Origin of the sequence: Leptospira langatensis (assembly GCF_004770615.1) — a bacterium.
GTDB lineage: Bacteria > Spirochaetota > Leptospiria > Leptospirales > Leptospiraceae > Leptospira_B > Leptospira_B langatensis.
In genome coordinates this window covers 171,601-192,452 of sequence record NZ_RQER01000011.1, presented here as the reverse complement: position 1 = coordinate 192,452, position 20,852 = coordinate 171,601, and the positions used below count along the sequence as shown (strand labels likewise).

Annotated in this window: 19 protein-coding genes; 7 read left to right on the top strand and 12 right to left on the bottom strand. The window is 46.0% G+C overall.

What is annotated here, in order from left to right; genetic code table 11:
* Window positions 1-5: 5 nt before the first annotated feature.
* Window positions 6-89, bottom strand: coding sequence for a potassium-transporting ATPase subunit F (locus tag EHO57_RS19080; protein WP_135643270.1), 84 nt, complete (start codon window positions 87-89; stop codon window positions 6-8).
* A 156-nt stretch (window positions 90-245) separates the two neighbouring features.
* Window positions 246-959 (bottom strand): nitroreductase, encoded by a 714-nt coding sequence (locus EHO57_RS16985; RefSeq protein ID WP_135642072.1) that lies wholly within the window; start codon window positions 957-959, stop codon window positions 246-248.
* Between the two features lie 96 nt (window positions 960-1,055).
* Between EHO57_RS16985 and EHO57_RS16980 the strand changes: the two genes are divergently transcribed.
* On the top strand, window positions 1,056-1,661 hold the full coding sequence (locus tag EHO57_RS16980; RefSeq protein ID WP_246050766.1) for a TetR/AcrR family transcriptional regulator: 606 nt from the start codon (window positions 1,056-1,058) through the stop codon (window positions 1,659-1,661).
* Here EHO57_RS16980 and arsS read toward each other — a convergent pair.
* The 3 genes from arsS to EHO57_RS16965 all read right to left on the bottom strand — a co-directional run bounded on the left by arsS (window position 1,658) and on the right by EHO57_RS16965 (window position 3,633).
* A complete protein-coding gene (gene arsS / locus EHO57_RS16975) occupies window positions 1,658-2,701 on the bottom strand; it encodes an arsenosugar biosynthesis radical SAM (seleno)protein ArsS (RefSeq protein ID WP_135642070.1) in 1,044 nt (347 codons plus the stop codon). The two genes, EHO57_RS16980 and arsS, sit on opposite strands and share 4 nt — an antisense overlap.
* Window positions 2,702-2,716: 15 nt before the next feature.
* On the bottom strand, window positions 2,717-3,058 hold the full coding sequence (locus tag EHO57_RS16970; RefSeq protein WP_135642068.1) for an arsenosugar biosynthesis-associated peroxidase-like protein: 342 nt from the start codon (window positions 3,056-3,058) through the stop codon (window positions 2,717-2,719).
* A gap of 89 nt (window positions 3,059-3,147) precedes the next feature.
* A complete protein-coding gene (locus EHO57_RS16965; protein ID WP_135642066.1) occupies window positions 3,148-3,633 on the bottom strand; it encodes a DUF4395 domain-containing protein in 486 nt (161 codons plus the stop codon).
* Between the two features lie 201 nt (window positions 3,634-3,834).
* Here EHO57_RS16965 and EHO57_RS16960 point away from each other — a divergent pair, with 201 nt between their 5' ends.
* From EHO57_RS16960 to EHO57_RS16945, 4 genes are all read left to right on the top strand, one after another.
* Window positions 3,835-5,100, top strand: a complete 1,266-nt coding sequence (locus EHO57_RS16960; protein ID WP_246050765.1) for an MptA/MptB family glycosyltransferase — start codon at window positions 3,835-3,837, stop codon at window positions 5,098-5,100.
* A gap of 89 nt (window positions 5,101-5,189) precedes the next feature.
* Window positions 5,190-6,494 carry an adenylate/guanylate cyclase domain-containing protein gene (locus tag EHO57_RS16955; RefSeq protein WP_135643264.1) on the top strand — a complete coding sequence of 435 codons (1,305 nt, stop codon included), beginning with the start codon at window positions 5,190-5,192 and terminating at the stop codon, window positions 6,492-6,494.
* A 1-nt stretch (window position 6,495) separates the two neighbouring features.
* Window positions 6,496-7,224, top strand: a complete 729-nt coding sequence (locus EHO57_RS16950) for a class I SAM-dependent methyltransferase (protein WP_135642064.1) — start codon at window positions 6,496-6,498, stop codon at window positions 7,222-7,224.
* A 125-nt stretch (window positions 7,225-7,349) separates the two neighbouring features.
* Window positions 7,350-10,652, top strand: a complete 3,303-nt coding sequence (locus EHO57_RS16945; protein ID WP_135642062.1) for an efflux RND transporter permease subunit — start codon at window positions 7,350-7,352, stop codon at window positions 10,650-10,652.
* A 20-nt stretch (window positions 10,653-10,672) separates the two neighbouring features.
* Here the strand turns inward: EHO57_RS16945 and EHO57_RS16940 are convergent, their stop codons facing one another.
* Together EHO57_RS16940 and EHO57_RS16935 are read right to left on the bottom strand one after the other, a co-directional pair.
* Entirely contained in the window at window positions 10,673-11,275 is a 603-nt protein-coding gene (locus EHO57_RS16940) for a TetR/AcrR family transcriptional regulator (protein ID WP_135642060.1), read from the bottom strand.
* A gap of 4 nt (window positions 11,276-11,279) precedes the next feature.
* Window positions 11,280-12,269, bottom strand: a complete 990-nt coding sequence (locus EHO57_RS16935) for an aldo/keto reductase (protein WP_135642058.1) — start codon at window positions 12,267-12,269, stop codon at window positions 11,280-11,282.
* A 208-nt stretch (window positions 12,270-12,477) separates the two neighbouring features.
* Here EHO57_RS16935 and EHO57_RS16930 point away from each other — a divergent pair, with 208 nt between their 5' ends.
* A complete protein-coding gene (locus EHO57_RS16930) occupies window positions 12,478-14,052 on the top strand; it encodes an FAD-dependent thymidylate synthase (protein WP_135642056.1) in 1,575 nt (524 codons plus the stop codon).
* Between the two features lies 1 nt (window position 14,053).
* On the opposite strand, the gene EHO57_RS16925 is transcribed toward EHO57_RS16930, so the two are convergent.
* Window positions 14,054-15,286 (bottom strand): PQQ-dependent sugar dehydrogenase, encoded by a 1,233-nt coding sequence (locus EHO57_RS16925; protein ID WP_135642054.1) that lies wholly within the window; start codon window positions 15,284-15,286, stop codon window positions 14,054-14,056.
* A gap of 130 nt (window positions 15,287-15,416) precedes the next feature.
* Between EHO57_RS16925 and EHO57_RS16920 the strand changes: the two genes are divergently transcribed.
* Complete coding sequence (locus tag EHO57_RS16920; protein WP_135643262.1) at window positions 15,417-16,595, top strand: M20 metallopeptidase family protein; 1,179 nt, start codon at window positions 15,417-15,419, stop codon at window positions 16,593-16,595.
* On the opposite strand, the gene EHO57_RS16915 is transcribed toward EHO57_RS16920, so the two are convergent.
* From EHO57_RS16915 to EHO57_RS16900, 4 genes are all read right to left on the bottom strand, one after another.
* Complete coding sequence (locus tag EHO57_RS16915) at window positions 16,592-17,053, bottom strand: hypothetical protein (RefSeq protein ID WP_135642052.1); 462 nt, start codon at window positions 17,051-17,053, stop codon at window positions 16,592-16,594. The genes EHO57_RS16920 and EHO57_RS16915 overlap by 4 nt on opposite strands.
* 268 nt (window positions 17,054-17,321) lie before the next feature.
* Window positions 17,322-18,611 carry an aminopeptidase P N-terminal domain-containing protein gene (locus EHO57_RS16910; protein WP_135642050.1) on the bottom strand — a complete coding sequence of 430 codons (1,290 nt, stop codon included), beginning with the start codon at window positions 18,609-18,611 and terminating at the stop codon, window positions 17,322-17,324.
* 2 nt (window positions 18,612-18,613) lie between these two features.
* Window positions 18,614-19,636 (bottom strand): glycosyltransferase family 9 protein, encoded by a 1,023-nt coding sequence (locus EHO57_RS16905; protein WP_135642048.1) that lies wholly within the window; start codon window positions 19,634-19,636, stop codon window positions 18,614-18,616.
* Between the two features lie 2 nt (window positions 19,637-19,638).
* A complete protein-coding gene (locus EHO57_RS16900; protein WP_135643260.1) occupies window positions 19,639-20,763 on the bottom strand; it encodes a thiolase family protein in 1,125 nt (374 codons plus the stop codon).
* Between the last annotated feature and the right edge of the window lie 89 nt (window positions 20,764-20,852).

Sequence of the window (20,852 nt, the reverse complement as noted above, 5' to 3'; positions counted from 1 at the left end):
ATCTCCTAAAATTTTTCCGGCCGAACGATCGCAAACGTTAGATACCCGCAGAGCGCGAGCACTAGAAAGATAAGAAATGGATAAGACAAGTTGCTCCTCCTTGGCGTTGAAATACACTCACGCCAGGTAAGAAAAACCTACCTATTTTTTCGGAATTCGTCAATGCGAAGCCGAATTAGAAGAAGATGGGAAGGCGTTAAATTCCCGTTAAGATCCGGGAAGACGAGGGTCGTCTTCCCTTCTTCTCATTCGTAGAATTTTACTAAATTGGAAACTTCTTCCCTAGGAGTATGGAAGCGGTTGAGACTAGAGTCCGCTTTCGGATAACCGAGGCTCAGACCGCAAACCACTTTCTCCGACTCGGAAAGTCCAAGCTCTTGCCTCACTACTTCCGGAAAAGCAGAAAGAGCCGCCTGAGGAACGCTCCCTAATCCATAGCTTCTAGCAAGGAGCATGACGGTGTTCAAATAACAACCTATGTCCAAGGCAATATAAAAATTCAGATCGAATTCTGTAGTAATAAAGACACCTGTAGGAGCCCCGAAGAATTCGAAATTACGGAGCATAAATTTATCTCTGGCCTCCTTATCCTTTCTCTCGATGCCAGCCGCTCCGTAGATCTTCATTCCCAGATCAAACATTCTCTTCTTCGCATCGGAAGGAAAACCGGTGGGCCAAATCGTATCCGGAACAGGAGCGGAGTCCTGTTTGGCTCTTTCCATCATAAGCTTTGCCAATCTATCTTTCTTAGCTCCACTCACTACATGCACCTTCCAAGGCTGGCTATTCTTCCAGCTAGGAGAACGCAAAGACTTAGAGAATAGATCCTTTAATACAGAATCCTCAATTGCTCTAGACTCGTAATCTCGAATGCTGTGCCTAGTAAAGACTGCATCTTCGACGGTGGAAGAGACCCCTGCAATATCGATAGATTCCAGTTCTGAGGAGAAGGAAGACATATAAAACCTCCGAATTGGACTTGCTTTTTAGAACGTTTTTAGTATCTTCTAAACAGATAGAAAACGAACAGACAAGTCTGTCTGTTATGAAACCCCATGAAAACAAAACTGTCAAGCAGAGAAACTGGCCCCAAAGACCGAATTTTAGAAACTGCAGTCCGACTCTTCCAACTCCAGGGATTCGGGAATACCGGGATCAACCAGATCATACAAGAATCCAAGACTGCTAAGGCCAGTTTTTATGATTATTTTCCCTCTAAAGACGCGTTAGGTCGTGCCTATATAGAATTTTACGGGAAAGAGCAGATCGTTCTATTAGAAAAATTGAAAGCAAGATCTAAGAATGCAAAGGAATTCATCCAAGCTTGGACCCAAATATTAAGGAGACAGGCGCGGAATAGTCAATTTGCAGGCTGTCCCATGGCAAATATCGCAGCTCAGATCGCATCCACCTCCCTTCCTATCTCGGAAGAAGTGAAGAAGCTGACCCAAAGGACCATTGATTTCTTAGCAGTCTATTTAAAGGAAGCACAGAGTAAGGGACAGGTTCCCAAAGCCGTAGATTCCCAAATACTCGCGAGAAGGGTTTTCGCCTGTTACGAAGGAGTCTTGCAGATCTGGAAGCTTACCGGAAAAATTTCAGCGTTAGACGATCTACCTGGAATGGCGGAGGCTATCCTAAAATACCCAACCAAGGATTAGGCCAAGGATCCCCCGCAAGAAGAACCCGCCCCCGCAGTACAACCATAGCAATGTTGTTCCAAACGAATTGCTCTCGCATCCAGACTGGCCTGATTGAAATCGGAGATCTTGGTCACTTCCCCTTCTAATTGCATGTCGAGCATTTGATTAAAATCGCAATCGTAGAGACTACCATCCCAACCCACGCTAAGAGTATTCCTGCACATGACCCCGGCCGCAGCGGACGGATTGAAAGTAGTCACAAGCTTCTCCAGATAGGAGTCCAAATTCCCGCTTTCCAAAAGAAATTCCAGAAAACGGCTAATCGGCATATTCGTAAGAGCGAATAAAGAATTGAATTCTACACCGAAGTGTTGCTTCAGCTCTCTCTTAAAGTCGGATTCCAAAGTGGATTGTCCTCCAGGCAGAAAGGCACCTCCAGGATTGTACACCAAATTCAGGATCAGACCGGAACCAGGGATCCCATAACCTATTTCATTCAATTTCTGTAATGCTTGGACGGAACGGTCGAATACGCCTTCCCCTCTTTGAGCGTCCGTTCTACGTTTTTGGAAATAGGGAAGGCTCGAGATAACTTCGACTCTATGCTTAGCAAAAAACTCAGGAAGACCCCTATACTTCTCTCCGGCGAGAACGATGGTGAGATTGCAACGGACCAGGATCTTTTTGCCTAGTTTGGAAGCCTCTTCTACGAACCACTTAAAGTTCGGGTTCATCTCGGGAGCTCCACCCGTAATATCTAAGGTTGTAATATTAGGACTTGCTAATGCAACCAGGCATTCCTGCATGGTCTCCTTGGACATGACTTCCTTTCTATCCGGAGCCGCGTCCACATGGCAATGCTTGCAACTCTGATTACAAAGTTTTCCTACATTGACTTGTAAGATGTCTATTCCCGTAGGACGAAGAGGAAATGATCCGATCTCCTGTAGTTTCTCCTCGAATAAAGGAAGTCCTTTACGAGAAGAAACCTCTGATAGGATCCGAAGCTGTTCCTTGGGAGAAGCAAGCTCGCTCCCTCGGGCAAGAAGTGATTTCATGCAAAGACCTTTCGATCAGATCCCGAGCTCTTTTACTTTGTTCAGAGCTTGTACGCTATGGACTAAACTCGCTCCGCCTCGGATTGCCGCTCCTACATGGATCGCTTCCCATAGTTGCTCTTCTGTTGCTCCCTTCTCCAGAGTGTCAGTAGTATAAGCATCGATGCAATAAGGACATTGGACCACATGAGCCACTGCGAGTGCGATGAGAGACTTCTCCTTTGCACTCAAGGCTCCGTCTGCAAAAACCGATCCATAATAATCGAAGAATTTCTTTGCCAGATCGGGTTGGAATTCTCCTATGTTTCCGAATTTCTTTAGATCTTCCGGGTGATAATAAGTATTGTTTTGAGACACTGGGTTCCCCCAAATATTTTTCTTTCTCGTTCGCAGGTTCGCTTTCTAGTTTTTGCTTTTTCGAATATGCGAAAATATCGCGATCACGCTTACTTCTTCGTAGCGAAATCCAGTTGATTACATTTTTCGCAAACTTCTTCCGGAATGAGTCCCCATTTGATCAAAAATCCGAATACGAAACATCCGGCGCAGAAGCCCAAAACGCTTTCCAAGATCGCAAAGAATACTAAGACACTCAGAACGATTTGAAAGAAGAAAATTTGGCCGAAGAATAGAAGTGCGAATGCCGATCCGCTGAAGATGAGTCCGACCAGTTGTGCAAATCTTTTGGGAGGACCTGCAACCGTTTTGCTCCCTAAACCGAATAATGGTACAATCCCATGGATGGCGAGTTTTGCAAAAAGGGAGAATTTCGGTCCGTATAGAACCCTCGCGGCAAATCCATAGAATAAGGCGCCCGCAAGCCATAGGGATTGAGTAAAAATTGTGAATAAACTGAGGATTACAACGAGACCGGCCACGCTTCTCGCTGCATATTCATTGACAGTATCCGGAAAATTACCGATTCGAATCATTGTTCTTCTTCTAAACCTTTTTCCTAACTTAGACAGAATCTCATGGAAGGCAAGAATATTTTCACTATATCAAACATATCATCCAATTTAACAAATGGAGAATATTTTAAACCCAGGGGTTTTGTAGTAACTTCGACAAACCTCCTCCTCTGGGCCCTTCCCTTAGCTGCTTTCCCTTGGTTCTTCCAGAGATCAGATATCTTGGCGCTTTGGGGGCATTTCTTCTTAAGCCTGATCGGATATTTCCTTTTGGTGAGAAGGAGTTCCTACCAAGGACTCTCCTATTCCACAGGGATCCGAGCAGGGATTCTACTCCGGATCTGCTTACTTTTCACTCCGGTATTTCTCTCGGAAGATGTATTTCGATTCCTTTGGGACGGGCTTTTAGTCCAGGAAGGAGTCTCTCCCTATTCGATTTTGCCGAAGGACGTCCTCCTATTCTCGAATGAATCCTGGAAAGAAGAATTACTCAGGAAGATGAATTCTCCCGGGTACTATTCCGTTTACCCTCCTCTTCTTCAGGCACTCTTCCTATTTCCTTCCTTTATCTTAAAAGAGAGCGGTTCCGTATTCTTCGGGGTATTCTCATGGAAGATCCTAGTCTTTCTGGCAGAATTAGGAATTTATTATATAATACGATCCCGGAACAAAGAAGAAGAAAAGACTGCCTTTCTAAAATATTGGCTCCATCCCTTGGTTCTATGGGAAGGCGTGGCCAATGGTCATTCTGAGCCGATCTTATTTTTGCTTTTGCTTTTGAGCTTAGTCTTTTGGCAAAAAGGAAGATCGGTTCTAGCCTTCCTATTTTACATAGGTTCCATCCTAACTAAGATCCTTCCCTTGGTCTTGGCTCCATATCTATTCTTTTCTTGGATCCGTAAAAGATCCCGTAAGGAGATCCTATTCATACTTGGCATCGGATCCATTCTGTTCTTTGGATTTAGCTATTGGTTCTTTACTCCATTCTTAGAAAACGAACTTTTACGGAAACAATGGACAAAGGGATTGGGTGTCTATTTCAATCTATTCGAATTTCATGGAGCGATCTATTACCTTGTCAAGATCCCCATGAAGTATACATGGTATCCGTATTCTGCGGCACCGGCCTTAGGTTTTATTAGTTTTCTATGGATCTGCATCTACTCCTTTCTTGTTTCTCGAAAGGAAGGCCAGGACAAATTCGAGATCTTACCTAAGATCTGGGTCAGTATATGCGGGATTTATTATATTCTTTCCAGCACTTTGCACCCTTGGTACGTTCTTCCTATTTTGGGAGCTGCGACCTTTTCCGGAAATCTTTGGCCTTTTGCGGTGGGGGCGGTCTGGATCCTTTCCTATTCTACCTACTCCACTGCACAATTTGGGGACCAGACCTGGGTCATGATTCTGGAACATTCCATCGTATACATCACGTTCGCTTATGAATTCTTCCGATCGAAAGCCCCTAAGTCTTCACTGGACCCTTAATTTTCTCTTGCTCTTGTAAAACGGGAGAAGAAACTGCAGCGGGACTTATTTGTCCGATGGAACCGCTAATGGGAGAAAGAAAAACGAAGATGCTCTTGAAACATTTCGACACCTTATCCAATACTCTAGAAAAGGAGATTTTAAAAAGCGAACAGATCCGTAGCAAGATCCTATTAGCTGTGCTTTCCGCAGCCAGCTTGATCTGGATCATCGTATTCGCGTTTTTCCAAAAGGAATTCGATGAGATTATGGGGATGCCATTCCCGTTCCATTTGCTGATCGGGACCTTAGTATTCGGCGCGATCTATGAATCCGGTTTTTTGCGCCTTCTGAGATTCCTTCAGAAAAATGAGCGAAGGCTCCCTTCTCCTCCCAGGTATGGGAATGCCTTGATCGAAACCTCCCTTCCTGGATTTGTACTCTTATTCTTAGTCCAAAAGCATTTGTATCCTGTAGTTCCCCTCAACTCTCCCATTCCGAACCTATATCTAATTTTCATAATACTTTCCGTATTGAGAATGGAGTTTGGCATTTCCTTTTTCACCGGGATCATCGCAGGGGTTCAGTATCTTCTTCTTTCCTTATATTTCGTACCGGATAATATTCCGACCGGAGACTACGCCTATAACTTCTTCTATTCCAGGATCCCAATGTACATTCGTGCAGGAATGTTTGTCGGATCAGGCTTAGTCGCCGGACTCGTGGCGATGAGATTGAAGAACGTATTAAAGAACTCGGTCAGTCATTTGGAAGAAAGGAACGAGGTCCTAGGAATGTTCGGTCAATATGTTTCTCCTTCCGTAGTAGACAAACTCATGAGCCAGAAAACGGAAGCGGTCTCGGAGAACAAGGACGTATGTGTGATGTTTTTGGACATTCGCAATTTCACAAAATTCTCGGAAAACAAGAGTCCGGCAGAGGTCATCGAATACTTAAACACTCTATTCGAAGATATGATCGAGATCGTGAACAAACATAATGGGATCATAAACAAGTTCTTAGGAGACGGTTTCATGGCAGTCTTCGGAGCTCCTATCTCGGACAACGGAAAGGATGTGGAGAATGCGGTGCAAGCTTCTATAGAGATCCAAAATAAGGTTTTGGAACTAAATCTTTCCGGCAAGATCCCGGAAACCAGGATAGGAATAGGCCTGCATTCCGGAGAGGCAATGACGGGTAATGTGGGATCTTCTCAGAGAAAAGAATACACGATCATTGGAGACACGGTCAACCTAGCCTCGAGAGTGGAACAATTGAACAAGGACTTCGGTTCTGTTCTTCTTGTAACTGATTCGGTGTACGAACAAGTGAAACATGCAGTGCAAGGAGAGTCCCTTCCTCCAGTAAAAGTAAAAGGACGAGACAAGGAAGTGTTCATTTACAAACTGCATTAATATGAGTTCTCCTAAAGAACATTACGAAAGTTTTCTAGCCAAAAGATATTCCTGGATGCTCGGAGATCTCTCTGAAAAGGAAAAAGAACATCTCTCCTTATTCCAATCTTTTGGCATCTCTCCCAAATCGAATTCCATCGCTTGGGATCTAGGGGCAGGAAGTGGGATCCAATCCATTCCGTTAGAGAATTTAGGATTCGATGTTCTAGCTGCCGACTTCAGCCAAGATCTATTAGAGGAAATTGCGACTAGACATCCGAGCACGCGCATCCAGACCAAGGTCGCAGACATCAGATCTTCCGCATTGTACCAAGGAGAGGCTCCCGAACTCTTACTCTGCATGGGAGACACAATCACTCATTTAGAATCCGAAACGGAATGGGAAGATCTTGTCAGACTCTGGTCTTCTTTCCTAAAACCCGGAAGTCTATTATTTTTAAGTTATAGAGATCTGAGTTACGGGACTCCCGGAGAAAAAATGGGTTTCGTTGTCCGGGACACAGGATCCGAGATATTCTCCTGCATTCTTTCTTTTGGAAAGGAAAAGACCGAGGTCACAGATCTATTTCATTATAAAAATGAAAACAAATGGGATCTAGCCATGAGTTCGTATAACAAATTGGTGCTTCCGATAGATAGAATATTACAAACTCTTTCTATTCATAAATTCGAACTCCAAAAAAGGGAAGAGAAGAGAGGAATGCACTTCCTTCTTTTAAAGAGGATCTAAGGACCCTTCTTCTTTCCCTCCGTTCCCTACTTCCTCATTTTTTTAGAGGATGGTTTTTATGAAAAACCATTCGACAACGAAATTGAGACTAGGAATCTGTAAGTATCCTTGCCCGGGGACCTTCCATGATAGACAAACTGATACGCATCTCCATTAAGAATAGGATCATCATTCTGATCCTAACCGGACTCGTTACCGTAGTGGGATTGTATAATGCGTATCAACTCTCTATCGACGCCATCCCGGACATTACCAACGTCCAGGTCTCCGTGGTCACTCAGTCTCCCGGTCTTTCTCCGGTAGAGGTGGAGCAATTCATCACCTATCCGATCGAGATGGAGCTCACTGGAATTCCTCATGTCACCGAGATCCGTTCCATTTCAAGAACGGGAGTGAGCAGTGTGACCGTCGTGTTCAAGGATGGGACCGACATCTACTTTGCAAGACAGCTTATCAACGAGAGATTGAGAGCGGCAGAGGCAGTGATCCCGAAAGGATACGGTTCGCCGGAACTTTCTCCTATCGCTACCGGTCTAGGGGATATTTATGAATTCGTTCTTACAAGCGATCGACATACCCCTGAAGAGCTCAGGACCTATATGGAGTGGGAACTTGCCAGGGAGATCAAATCCACGGAAGGGATCATCGATGTAAACATCGTCGGTGGGGAAGCGAGACAATATCAGATCAAAATAGATCCCCAAAGATTAGCAGTTCATAATATTACACTTTCCCAACTCTGCGAAAAACTGGAAAGCTCCAACCAGAATACCGGTGGCGGTTATATTTCTAAAGGCTCGGAGCAGATCGTGATCCGAGGAGAGAGCCAATTCAAGACCATAGAAGAGATACGTAACGTAGCCGTTAAAACGGAAAGAGACGGAGTTCCTCTTCTTCTGGGACAAATCGCTACCGTAGAGACAGGTCCCGCACTTAGATTCGGACTGATGACCAAGGATGCCAAGGGAGAAGTCGTTGGCGCCACCGCAATGATGCTCATGGGCCAAAATTCCTTGGAAGTAGTAAAGAGAGTGAAGGAAAAAATAGAGGTCCTACGATCCAGACTTCCGGAAGGAATGAAGATCGTTACCTTCTATGATCGTTCCGAATTCATCGGAAGGACTCTCGGGACCATCTTCACGAATCTAGCAGAAGCAGCTGTCTTAGTCATCATCGTTCTAATACTAGCTCTCGGGACAGTAAAAGGAGCCCTGCTTGTTAGCTTGGCCATTCCCATCCCGATGCTTGCGGCTACCATCTTCATGAGGATGTTCGGGATCGTGGGAAATCTAATGTCTCTCGGCGCACTTGACTTCGGACTCCTTGTAGATGGGACCATTGTGATGTTGGAGTCAGTGCTCCACGGTTTCATTTTGAAGAAGTCCTTTTACGAATTACAAAATTCTCAAGAAGATAGAAAGCTCGCTGCCGAACAGATCATCACAGAATCCTGCGTGAGAGTGGCCAGGGCCGCGACGTTCTCTGTGGGAATTATCCTGCTCGTATATCTTCCCCTCATGACCTTAGAAGGTGTAGAAGGAAGAATGTTCCAGCCAATGGCAATGACTGTAGCCATTTCTCTTTTTATGGCTCTATTATTCTCTCTCACTACCTTCCCGGCTGCAGTTAGCATTATCTTCCAAAAGCCCATCTTTCATCATAGTAAGTTCTGGGATATGGCAGAAGAGAAATATCTACAACTACTTCATTTTGGAATGGCAAATAAGCAGCTTTTCCTTAGAGCAGGTTTGGGAGTATTTGCAGCTTCTTTAATATTAGGATCCACATTGGGTTCCGAGTTCTTACCTCGTATCGACGAAGGAGAGTTCGCGATCGATATCAAACGCCTCCCTTCCACGGCGATCAATTATTCCAGGGATACAAATACGGAAATGGAGAAGGTAATCGCTCAATTTCCGGAAGCAGTTAGTATCGTAAGTAAGATGGGAAGAGGAGAGTCCGCTGCAGAACCCATCGGAACAGAAGAAGGAGAAACAACAGTCAAGCTCACTCCTCATAAGGAATGGGTAAGCGCTTCTTCTAGGGACGAACTCATGGACAAGATGAAGGATGCCATTCTGAAATCGGTTCCTTCGAGCACTATCTCTTTGTCTCAACCGATAGAGAACAGGGTGAACGCACTTCTCTCCGGATCCAAGGCAGACGTAGTGATCAAGATCTACGGGGACGATCTGCAAACCCTAAAGGACACCGCGGGAAAATTCGCAGAAAAGATACGCAAGGTCCCTGGAGCCGCAGACCTAAGAGTACAAAGAGTATTAGGACTTCCTTTAATACAGATCAAGGCAGACAGACAGAAAATGGCCCGTTACGGAGTGGAGGCCGAAGAGATCCTCACTACTGTGGAGTCCTTACGGATCGGAAGAAGGGCCGGAAAGGTATTCGAAGGCTTCAAACGCTTCGACCTGGTGGTCCGCTTGCAATTGGATGTCTCCGATCTGGATAAGTTAGAGAATATCCCGGTCATGACCTCAGGAGGATTCACCATCCCTCTTGGACAGGTAGCTTCCATCGAATTCGTAGAAGGACCCGCAGCTATCTATAGAGAATCCCTTAAACGTAGGATCATGGTAGAGGCCAACGTGAGAGGAAGGGACCTAGTAGGCTTCGTAAACGAAGCACAAAAAGTCACCGAAGAGATAGAAAAGAACCTTCCCGAAGGATATAGAACGGACTGGGGAGGACAATTCGAGAACTTCCAAAGAGCGAAGAACAGATTGATCCTAGTGGTCCCTATCGCACTCGCAATCATATTTGTCATGCTTATTGCTGCCTTCGGCAACGTATATTATGCTGCAGGAGTGTTCATTGTAGTACCACTTGCAGTCGCAGGCGGGATCATAGGACTTGTGCTCCGAGGACTTCCTTTCAGTATTCCCGCAGGTGTAGGATTTATCGCAGTAAGCGGTATCGCAGTATTGAACGGCGTCGTTTATGCCTCTACGTTAAAAGAAGAACTCGCCAAGGGAGCAGAGATCTCCAAGGCGGTGATCTCTGCCGGATTGCATTCCCTTCGTCCAGTAATGACAACTGAGATCATCGCTGCGGTAGGATTCATTCCTATGGCAATCTCTACCATGGCGGGAGCGGAAGTGCAAAGACCTCTCGCGACCGTAGTCATCTTCGGGGTCATAGTGGCGACCGTTCTCTCGCGGGTACTTCTTCCGATCGTGATGGAGTTCCTACTGAATATATATCAGCACCAGGAAAGAAGAAAGGGAGCCCAGAAAAGGAAATTAGAGGCAGAGTTCCAAGCATCTAGGGTTCAGGAAAGACTCTCGGAACCTACGCAACCATTACAAGAGATCTCTTGGGATTCGGAGGAGATCCTGGAAGAAGAGGAGGAAGACTCCTTCTCCAAATCCAAACGTAGCAAGAACGGGAGCAAGAAGAAGACGAAACGTTAACCTTGCGGACCTTTCAGGATCTAGTTCTTCTTTTCCTTTAAGCCGGAGATCAGGGCTCGAACGACTGCTTTCAAGAGATCGATCCTGTCTTCGGAGATCCGTTCAAATACGATGCGAGGATGATGAAAAGCCAGAGTCCCATCGAATAGGATCTTTGCTCCTTCCAAAGGAGTATTACAAAAAAATAAACCTTCTTTTATTCCTTCCCCCACTATCTTTTGCAACTGATCGTGCATGCTTTGCAAATGTTTTTGGACGAAAGGCCTAGTCTTTTCGGCGGACATATTGAATGCGGTAAAGATACGAGGGTCGGACTGCACCTTCTCCCGTTTCATTTTGTGAAGAGTGAGAAACCAATCTTCTATCTTTTGCTCCAAGGACCCAGGACGAGAAGTAACTTCTTCTAAGGCCGTGTCTATGCGATCCAACCATCTTTTGGAAATGGAATCGAGCAAAGCTTCTTTGTCTGCGAAATGTTTATAGAGAGCGGCGTGACTTACGTTTAAGGTCCGAGCAACATCGGTTAACTTCAGGCGCTCGACACCATTCCGACGAATTTCCATTTCGGCGGCATCGAGCACTTTTTCTTGCAGTTCTTCCGGTTTTAGACCAGTCTTAGGCATTCGTTCATTTAACTACGAGCTGCATCCCATGGGCAGGATATCTGTCTCCTTGGAAGCTTCCTTCGGGGAAGGTCTCGTCCAGAGTCTTTATTTCTTCGGCGCTTAGTTTCACGGACTGCGCTTCCAGATTCTCTTTCAGACTCGCCCTTCTCGTAGATCCAATGAGAGGAACGATATCAGCTCCCTTGTGCAGTACCCAAGCGATCGCGAGTTGAGCGGTGCTACAACCCTTCTTCTTGGCAAGCTCTTGAAGCAGACTCACACGTTCCAAATTCGCTTCAAGGTTTTTTCCCTGAAAGCGAGGAGAATTGGCCCTAAAATCCGCGACTCCCAACTTGGTCTCGATCGCCCCAGTAAGAAGTCCTCTTCCTACCACTCCGTAAGCGACGACACTCACTCCCAGTTCTCTTGCTGTTTGTAGGAGCTCCTTCTCGATCACTCTGGTCGCCAAGGAATATTCCACTTCGAGAGCGGTGACAGGATGCACCTTATGAGCTCTTCGGAGATTTTCGGGAGAAGCCTCCGAGAGTCCGAGATAACGGACCTTCCCATCCTGGATCAGCTCCGCGATCGCGCCGACCGTTTCCTCGATTGGAACACTCGGATCCACACGAGAAGGCTGGTAAATATCGATCACGTCGGTCCCGAGCCTTGTCAGAGTATGAGCCGCAAAATTCTTCACAGAAGAAGGTCTAGCGTCATAGCCGATAAAATCTCCCGACGGAGTACGAAGTGCTCCGAACTTCACACTGATCAAAGGCTTTTCCGACCGAGTCTTTATCGCCTCGGAGATCAAAAGCTCATTGTGGCCAATCCCGTAAAAGTCCCCTGTATTCAGCAAATTCACCCCTGCATCCAGAGCAGCGTGAATGGTCGCGATGGATTCCTTCCGATCCCTCGTTTCCTTGGTGCCATAAAAGTCGGACATTCCCATGCAGCCCAGACTCAGCTCGGAAACCATGGGACCATTTGTACCTAATTTTCGTAATTGCATTCGGAAACCTCCATATAGTTTCAAATTATATATATTGTAATTTGTAACTATATGCAAGCAAAATTTGAGAAGGAACTCCTTCCTGTCGAAGATCCTACAAGCCCCAGAATATCCCTGATACGAGACATAACTAGCGAATTATGTCCGAAATTTGCTTTCCGCTTTTACTCCGAATTCCAAGTTAGTGCTCCGGAGTAAGCAAACCCCCATGGAAAGCCAGAAACCAATTGTCCAACTACTAGATGCAACCAAGGAGCCATTCAATCTTGCAATCGCTTCTGCAAGGACTTGCTACTCTTCCAAAGGGGTCCTTCTTCCCGAGGATATGGTCCGCACGGAAAAATCCCTGGAAATCCGGGACAAAGTGGCCAAGTCCACCAAGAAGGCGGGCCACCTAACTACTCGCCAACATCCTCATTTTATTTTTACCTTGGACAAGGTTTCCCGACAGTTCGTTTGGTCCTTTTTACATTCCCACCCTTACTATAACTCCGAGCAGGTGAGCCAAAGATACGTCGAAGTCAAAAAGGAGAATTATTATATTCCCCCTTCCCTCAGCGGAGAGCAAAGAGAATTGTATTTGGAAGCGATCGAATTCGCGTCTAACGCGTATTTCGAATTTGTAGAGCTATTACATCCTTTTATCCAGGATGAGTATTTCCTGGTTTATAAAGCGAGAGCAAGTTATCCGGAGAAGTGGCAGCAACCGATCAAGAAGAAATGCTTGGAAGTAGCACGTTACCTTCTTCCTTTGGGAACATTCACATATCTATATCACACGGTGAATGGGCTCACTCTCCATAGATACCATCGCCTCATGAACTCTTTTGACGTTCCGGAAGAACAAAGGATCGTAGTAGAGGCAATGATCGAAAAAGTAAGAGAGATCGATCCTCTCTATGTGGAAGAGATGGATGACCCGATCCCTCTCGAAGAGACTGCCGAATACCGATTCTTCCACGAGTTCTATAAGGACGGTTCTTCCGAGTTTAGGCCGGAGGCAGCTAAGAATTTCGTGAGGGAATTCGATGAGGATCTGGACACACGTTACTCTCGCTTGGTATCTTATTCTTCCAGCGGTCCGGAGGTATTGGCCTCGGCTGTGCGCTCCGTCCTAGGAGTCCCTAAGTCCTCTTTAAACGACGAGGATGCCATCCGCTTGGTACTAGATCCTTCTAAGAATAAACATCTGACTTCGACCCTGAACGAGACCACTATGAGCCCTCTGGCAAGGGCCATGTTCAATGTGCATTATGCATTTAAGAAAAGGATCTCTCATACTGCGGATAGCCAGGACCAAAGACATAGAATGGTCCCAGGAGCAAGACCGGTGCTCATGTCCCAGTATACGGGAATGCCGGACTATATCGTTCCGAAAGTAGTATTAAAATATTCTCAATTAGAAGAAACGTATAGAAGGAAGATGGATGGGATCTTCAAGAACCTGAACCGTTTTATCGAGGCAGGAGGAAGCGCGGAATATGCTTCGTATCTTCTTCCGAACGCCTTCCCGATCCGTTTCTATGAAGGCGGGGACCTACTGAACCTTCATCATAAATGGAGAGCTCGCACCTGCTACAATGCCCAAGAAGAGATCTTCCAAGCTTCCATAAACGAGCTTACGGACCTAAACCAGGTCCATCCTCAGATCGCGAAATGGATCAAGGCTCCTTGCTGGATCCGACTCCAGGGAGACGTGAAACCGTACTGCCCGGAAGGAGATCATTATTGCGGAACCCAAGTCTGGAAAAGGGAATTAAGCGAGTACGATAGGACCTTGTGATCTATTGAGCATCGATTCTTAGTATCCTTCCGCTATAATCCACGATATAGATCTCTCCGTTTGCATCTTCCCCAAAGGAAGGAAGCGGAGAGTGAAATCCCATCTCTTGGGTGTGCTCGATGATATTGTCAATCTTGGTCCCGTCCCAAACCAGGGACCATATTCTTTGGGTCATGAAGTCCCCGTAAAAATACCTTCCCACATAGTCTGGTAGATTCGTTCCACGATACACATAACCACCTGTGATCGCCTGTCCCGTGAAATGAGTGTATTCTAATTGAGGTTGTGTGATCCCGGTAACGGAACATCCAAAAGAAGGACTAAAGCAATGCTTGCCTTCCATGATCTTCCATCCATAGTTTTTCAATCCTTGGCCGGAAGCTTCTATATTCAATTCTTCGTATAGACTCTGTCCCACATCCGCAATGTACAGGTCCCCATTGCTTCTATCAAAACTGAATCTCCAAGGATTTCGAAGTCCCCAGTCCCATATATGAGGATTTTCTAAACCTGTAGCGGGTCTATTTCCAGGAGCGGGAGTCGGATAAGAATCTACATCGATCCTGAGGATCTTACCGAGCCCCACTTCCAGGTTCTGCGCGTTCCCGTTCGGATCTCCGGCACCTCCCCCATCCCCAGTTCCAATGTACAGGAATCCGTCCGGTCCGAATGCGATCATTCCCCCGTTATGATTTGCGAAAGGTTTAGAAATATTGAATACTTCCTTCACAGGAGAAGGATCCGCTATATCCGGATCCCCTGCCGAGCGTGAATACTCTGCAAGTACTATGGCACCGTCGGACTTGCGGGTATAATCCACCCAGAATCTTCCGTTAGAAGAATAATTGGGATGGAATGCGAGACCGAGTAATCCTCTTTCGCCGGAAAAATCGATGAGATCCGTTCCTTCGGACCCTATATCTAAAAAAGGAGTTCCGAGTACTGTATCGTTCTTAATGATCCGGATCTTTCCTCCCTGCTCCACCACGAAAAGACGGGTCGTATCTCCTGTAGGAGCTCCTACAAAAAGAGACGCACTAAAACCGGAAGCGATCTCGGTAGTCTTTAGACAAGAAGGGACCCTAGACTCCGTGCATTTGCTTTCCCCCAAGAAAAAGAGAGGGAGTATAGAAGAATTTCCAGGCGGTTTACACCCTAGACAGAAAACAAAATGTGCAATCCCTATCAGAAGAAGTCTGGCTCCATTCTTTTTCATCCCAAAACCCATTTGCATTCGAATTGCATCCTTCTTCTTTGATAAAAACAACCCTAAGCTTTCTAGATTGCAGGGATTCCGAATGAAAAAGCCCTCCTTCTTTAAAAAAGAAGAGACTGGAAAGATTCCGTTCCAAAACACTTTACTCATGACTGCTCAAACTTCTTCCAGACTTGCAGAACTAGTCAAGTATAGACGCTTCATACATAAGCATCCGGAATTGAAATACGAAGAAAAGGGAACGGCCGACTTTGTGGCAGCCCATTTGCGCTCTTTAGGATTCCAATTTCAGGAAGGGATCGCAAAGACCGGGATCGCTTGTCTGATCGATTCAGGCATCCCGGGCAAGACCCTGCTCGTTCGAGCCGACATGGACGCCCTTCCTATAATAGAAGAAAACCAAGTAGAATACGCATCCATTCATAGCGGTGTCATGCATGCCTGCGGACACGACGCTCATACTTCCGTGTTAATGGGTTTGGCCTCCGAACTAAAGGAGGATATCCGATCCATTATTCCAAAGGGTCGAGTCTTACTGGTGTTCCAACCCGCCGAGGAAGGCGGACAAGGCGCCGACAAAATGATAGAAGAAGGTATATTAGAAAAATACAATGTATCCGCAGCCCTCGCTCTTCATGTTTGGAACCATATCCCTGTAGGTAAGGTAGGCGTAGTGGACGGCCCCATGATGGCGGCCGTAGACGAGTTCCAGATCACCGTCCAAGGAGTGAGCGGACACGGAGCCATGCCTCAGCATACTGTGGATCCCATCTTAGTAGGAGCTCATATCGTAACGGCTCTCCAAAGTATTGTCTCCCGAAATACGGACCCATTGGATTCCTGCGTGGTGACTGTGGGAGCCTTCCATTCCGGTCATGCATTCAATGTGATCTCGGAAACTGCGGAACTAAAAGGCACGATCCGCACTTTCACCAAGGAAATGTTCGATAAGGCTCCGGAACTTTTCAAAAGAGTAGTAGAGAATACTGCCTCTGCATTCGGTGCGAAGGCGATCATTCAATACGAAAGAACGAATGCTCCTACCATCAATGATCCCAATATGGCAAGTCTTGTGAGAAGGGCATCTCAGAATATCTTGGGACAGGATTCTATTACGGAAGAGCATACAAAGACCATGGGAGGAGAGGACTTCTCCGCATTCCTCATGAAGGTGCCTGGTTGCTATTTCTTTATAGGTTCCATGAATGAGGAGAAGGGATTTGTTCATCCTCATCATAGCTCCAAATTCGATCTGGACGAAAGCTCCCTTCCCATCGGACTCTCCGTGATGAAAGAAGCAATTCGTCTCTATCTAGAAGAGAATTAGGCACCTTTCGGCAAGAGACTTCCCTTTTGCACCGGGAAGTCTTTGATCTTCTCCTCGGCGTTTCTTTCTTCCTCGCTTTTCTCTTCTAGATATTCCGCCTTGATCTTGTCAGAACGGAATCCGAAAGTCTCTTTCCACTCCGCATATAGAATAGAAGACAAGAAACTACTTACGGACACATTGAATCCTCTCGCAAAGCTTTGTGCCTCCCAATAATCGAAACCTAAGACCTTTATCCTTTTGCGCGAGTCGCCAACTCTTACTTGATCGAATTTTAATGCGGAGATCTTTCCAAAGCGTTTTCTTCGTCGAAAACTTCCTACCAAGTATTTGAGTATTTTCCTTGGTTCTCCGAAAGCTTGGATAGAATCCTTCCAGGCCTGTTCCGCCTCTGGTGGGATCCTCCAGTCGATCTGGATCATCCCCGTTTCTTCGTTTGTTTGGATCTCTTCTTTCATATTTCCTCCGTTTTACGGAGTGCATAGAAGTGGTAGGAACTCCTTCTCTCAATCAGAAAGAGAATGGAATATTAAAATTTTTGCAAATATTACGCGATACTGCGGCAAATGGATCTATCGCGTAAATTTTAGAGACTTAAGACGGAAAGCAATTTCGACAGCTAATCCAAGACAATGCGCACTTCACGATTTCAAGAAACGCTTCGAAACCGCGAATCATGGAATAGAAACATCTCAAACCTAGAAAAGCGCCTTATAAACTAAAGAACTAACCTCTCATCGCTTCGATCTCGTCCACTTCCTTAGCGATCATGGAAGTCAGAACGATCGGAGAATCCCCGTTCACTAGAATATCGTCCTCGATCCGAACCCCTATCCCACGAAATGCAGCGGGAATAGATTCATCCGTCGGATCAAAGTACAGTCCGGGCTCAACCGTGACCACAAGTCCATCCTTCATCGGCTTACTTCTTCCGTTCTCGAAGTATCTTCCTACGTCATGCACATCCATTCCCAAATAATGTCCTGTCCTATGCATGTAGAACTTGCGATATTCGCCCTTCTCTATGATATCCGAAGCGCTTCCTTTCAGTAAACCTAGATCCAAAAGGCCAAGCACCAGATTGTGAATGGTCTTCTCATGAACGGAATTGAACTCCACTCCTGCCTTTGATTCCGCAATCGCTTTCTTCTGCACATCGAGTACGAGTTGGTAGATCGTCTTTTGTTCCGGCGTGAATTTCTTTCCGGAAGGAAAGACCCGAGTAACGTCTGCGGTATAATAATCCTTTTCTGCACCGCTATCCACCAGGATCGCCTCATTCTCTCCGATCTTGGCTCGGTTGGTTGTATAGTGCAAAATGGTAGCGTTCTTTCCGGCAGCGACTATATGTCCATAGCCTCCACCCCAGGCACCATGTTTCAAATATTCGGATTCCAGAATGGACTCCAGTTCGAATTCATACATGCCCACTCTTGTTTCCCTGAACAATCTTTCATGACCGAGAGCAGTAATACGAGAAGACTCTTTTAGCTTCTCAACCTCTTCCGGAGTCTTGAACATTCTCATCTCATGCAAGAAGTTCGGGATCTCCCATCTCTGAGGCCCGAATTTTCCTTCTCTCAGTCTGAGATTCAAGGAGCTGATCAACTCCAGTAGTTTTGCATCCCTCTCCTTATCTTTTCCGAAAAAATGATAGAGGGTGAACTGATTGGTGAGTATTTCATAGATCTTTGCATCCCATTCCCCCAAAGAGAAACTCTCATCCAATCCTAATCTTTTTTGGATCTCTTCCTTTCCGAGACGAATGCCGGTCCAGATCTCTCTTTCCTTGTCTTTAGGAAGCGCAAAATGAGTGGAGTAATCGCGACGTAGCGCAAGTATCCCGTCTTCTTCTTCAATGCCTGTGAGGTAATAATAGTCGGAGTCTTGTCGGAACTTATACTCTACATCCCTGTTCCGAATGCGCTGAGGAGCGGCGAATACGAGAAGGACTTCGGATTCCTTCAAATGATCTTGGACATTACGAATGCGTTTGCGAAAAATACTTTGGTCCATGTTTATCCTTTTATTAGACGGAGCGCCTCTCGGATCATAGCATCCGTATCCTGCTCTAACATACAACGAAAATGTCCCTTGGGACAAACCCTTCCCCCATGGATCCCACAAGGACGGCAGTCTAGTCCGTATATCTCGGAAATAAATATTTTATCCGCAAGCGGAGTGTAACCGAAGGCGGGAATGGTGGCCCCAAACGCGGCTAAGGTGGGAATATTAAAGGCGGAGGCAAAATGAATGGGAGAAGAATCGTTGGTCACAAGAAGCGCCGCCTGGCTCATCAAATAACTCATCTCCGGAAGACTGGTCTTTCCAGCCAGATTGATACCGAATCCTTTTCCTACTTCTTCGCAAAGAGGAATGTCTCCCTTGCCTCCGGTGAGAACGATCTTGAATCCCGTCTTCTCGGCAAGTCCCTCGGCTACGGTCCGAAACTTCTCGGCGGGCATACGTTTTGTTTCCCAGACAGAAGAAGGAGATACAAGGATGAAGTTTCCCTTCTCCAAGCCGTGCTTCTTCATTTCCGCTTGGATGCCTATAACCGATTCGGGTTTCCAAAACAGCTCCGGTCTTCGGGAGATCTTCTTTCTTTCTTCTTCCGTATAGAGAAGGGAAAGAAGTTTATCCACTTCATGAGGACCGAGTAATGGTCTCGGCTTTCTATCGTTCAACAAGAAGGAAAACCCGGCGCTCTTGTATCCGATCCTTTTCTTGGCTCCACTTCTCCAGGCAATGATGGAAGATCGAAAAGAAAAATGAGGACTGATGCAAAGAGTAAATTTTCGTTTTCGGATCGCTTGGCAGAAATTCCAAAATCCGAAGAGAGAGGATTTGATCTGCTTCTTGTCCAAAGGAATGATCTCATCGATCCACGGATTTGCTTCGAGTACAGCTTCCGTTCCCTTGTTCACGATCACTGTCATCTTGGAGTCTGGGAACTTCTTCTTGATCTCCCGGAACAATGGAGTAGTAAGAATGAGATCTCCCAGAAAGGCAGTTTGTATGACAAGGATATTCTCTTTCATAATCAGTCCTTCGCCTCCAGGATCGTAGCAAAGTTATTCACACCCAATCCTCCGATGGAAAGAGCGAGTGCCGTATTTGCAGAATTCGATTGTAAATAATTGCTAAGCTCAGCAACTTGTGCGAGACCGGAAACTCCTACCGGATGTCCTCTGGTTTTCAAACCTCCGGAAGGATTGATAGGAAGCCTTCCCCTCTTGTCTGTGATCCCTTCCGTTACTGCTGCTAGTGCCTTTCCGCTTTCAAAAAGGCCTGCATCTTCTGCCGCAATGATCTCGAAGATGGTGAACGCATCGTGCAACTCAGCGACTTGGATATCCTTAGCGGTCTTTCCGGATTCCTGGTAGGCTTGCTGGAAGGCGAGCTTCGATGCGGGAAAACGTAAAGCCCCCGGAGTCCCATTCACTTGCCCAAGCCCGAAGCCCGTCCCAGAAATGGATATTTTTCGTTTTCCCTTCTGCAAGCGAGAAGGATCCGACTCCACGAGTACAGCGCAAGCTCCGTCCGAGAGAGGAGAAATATCATATAAACAGAATGGACTGGAGAACATAGGAGAGGAAAAATATTCCTCTTCGCTTAAGTTTTTTTGAATATGAGCGATTGGGTTCGCAAGACCGTTATCATGCAACTTTTTTGATAAACGAAAAAGATCCTTTCTGGTATATCCAAAATCCTTTAAGTATCTTGTTGCAGTCAGCGCCCCTCCTTGCGCCATGGACATGGCCAAGGATCTCTGTTGGGAAGAAAGCACCGAACCAAGTAAGAGATTATTTTCCTCTCTTGGGAGCTTACTCATGACCTCTGTGGCAAGAACGAGTCCTCTTTGGAACTTGCCGGACAATATCAAGATTCTTGCAAGGTGCAAGGCGGAGGCGCCGCTGGAAGAGGCCGTCTCGGAACGAATTGCAAATATGGAAGGGAGGCCCAGATCCTCCTTGATCTTTGCCGGAAGAAAAGTCTCTCCCGTATAACGTTCAGGCGCCATGGAGGCAAAGACCAAGAACTCTGGACGAAACTCTGGATTCCTTTTAAGTAAATGATTCGCAGTCTCATACGAGAGCGACTGATAGTCAAATTCAGTCTTACCGAACTTACTCAAATGAGAGTCCAGCACATAGGCCAAGGTCATATCCAACTAAGTTTTCATTTTGGAATTTCGGGCAAAGTCAAAAATAGGAATGAGAATGGATTGAATTTTAGAAACTCGCTTTTCAAAAT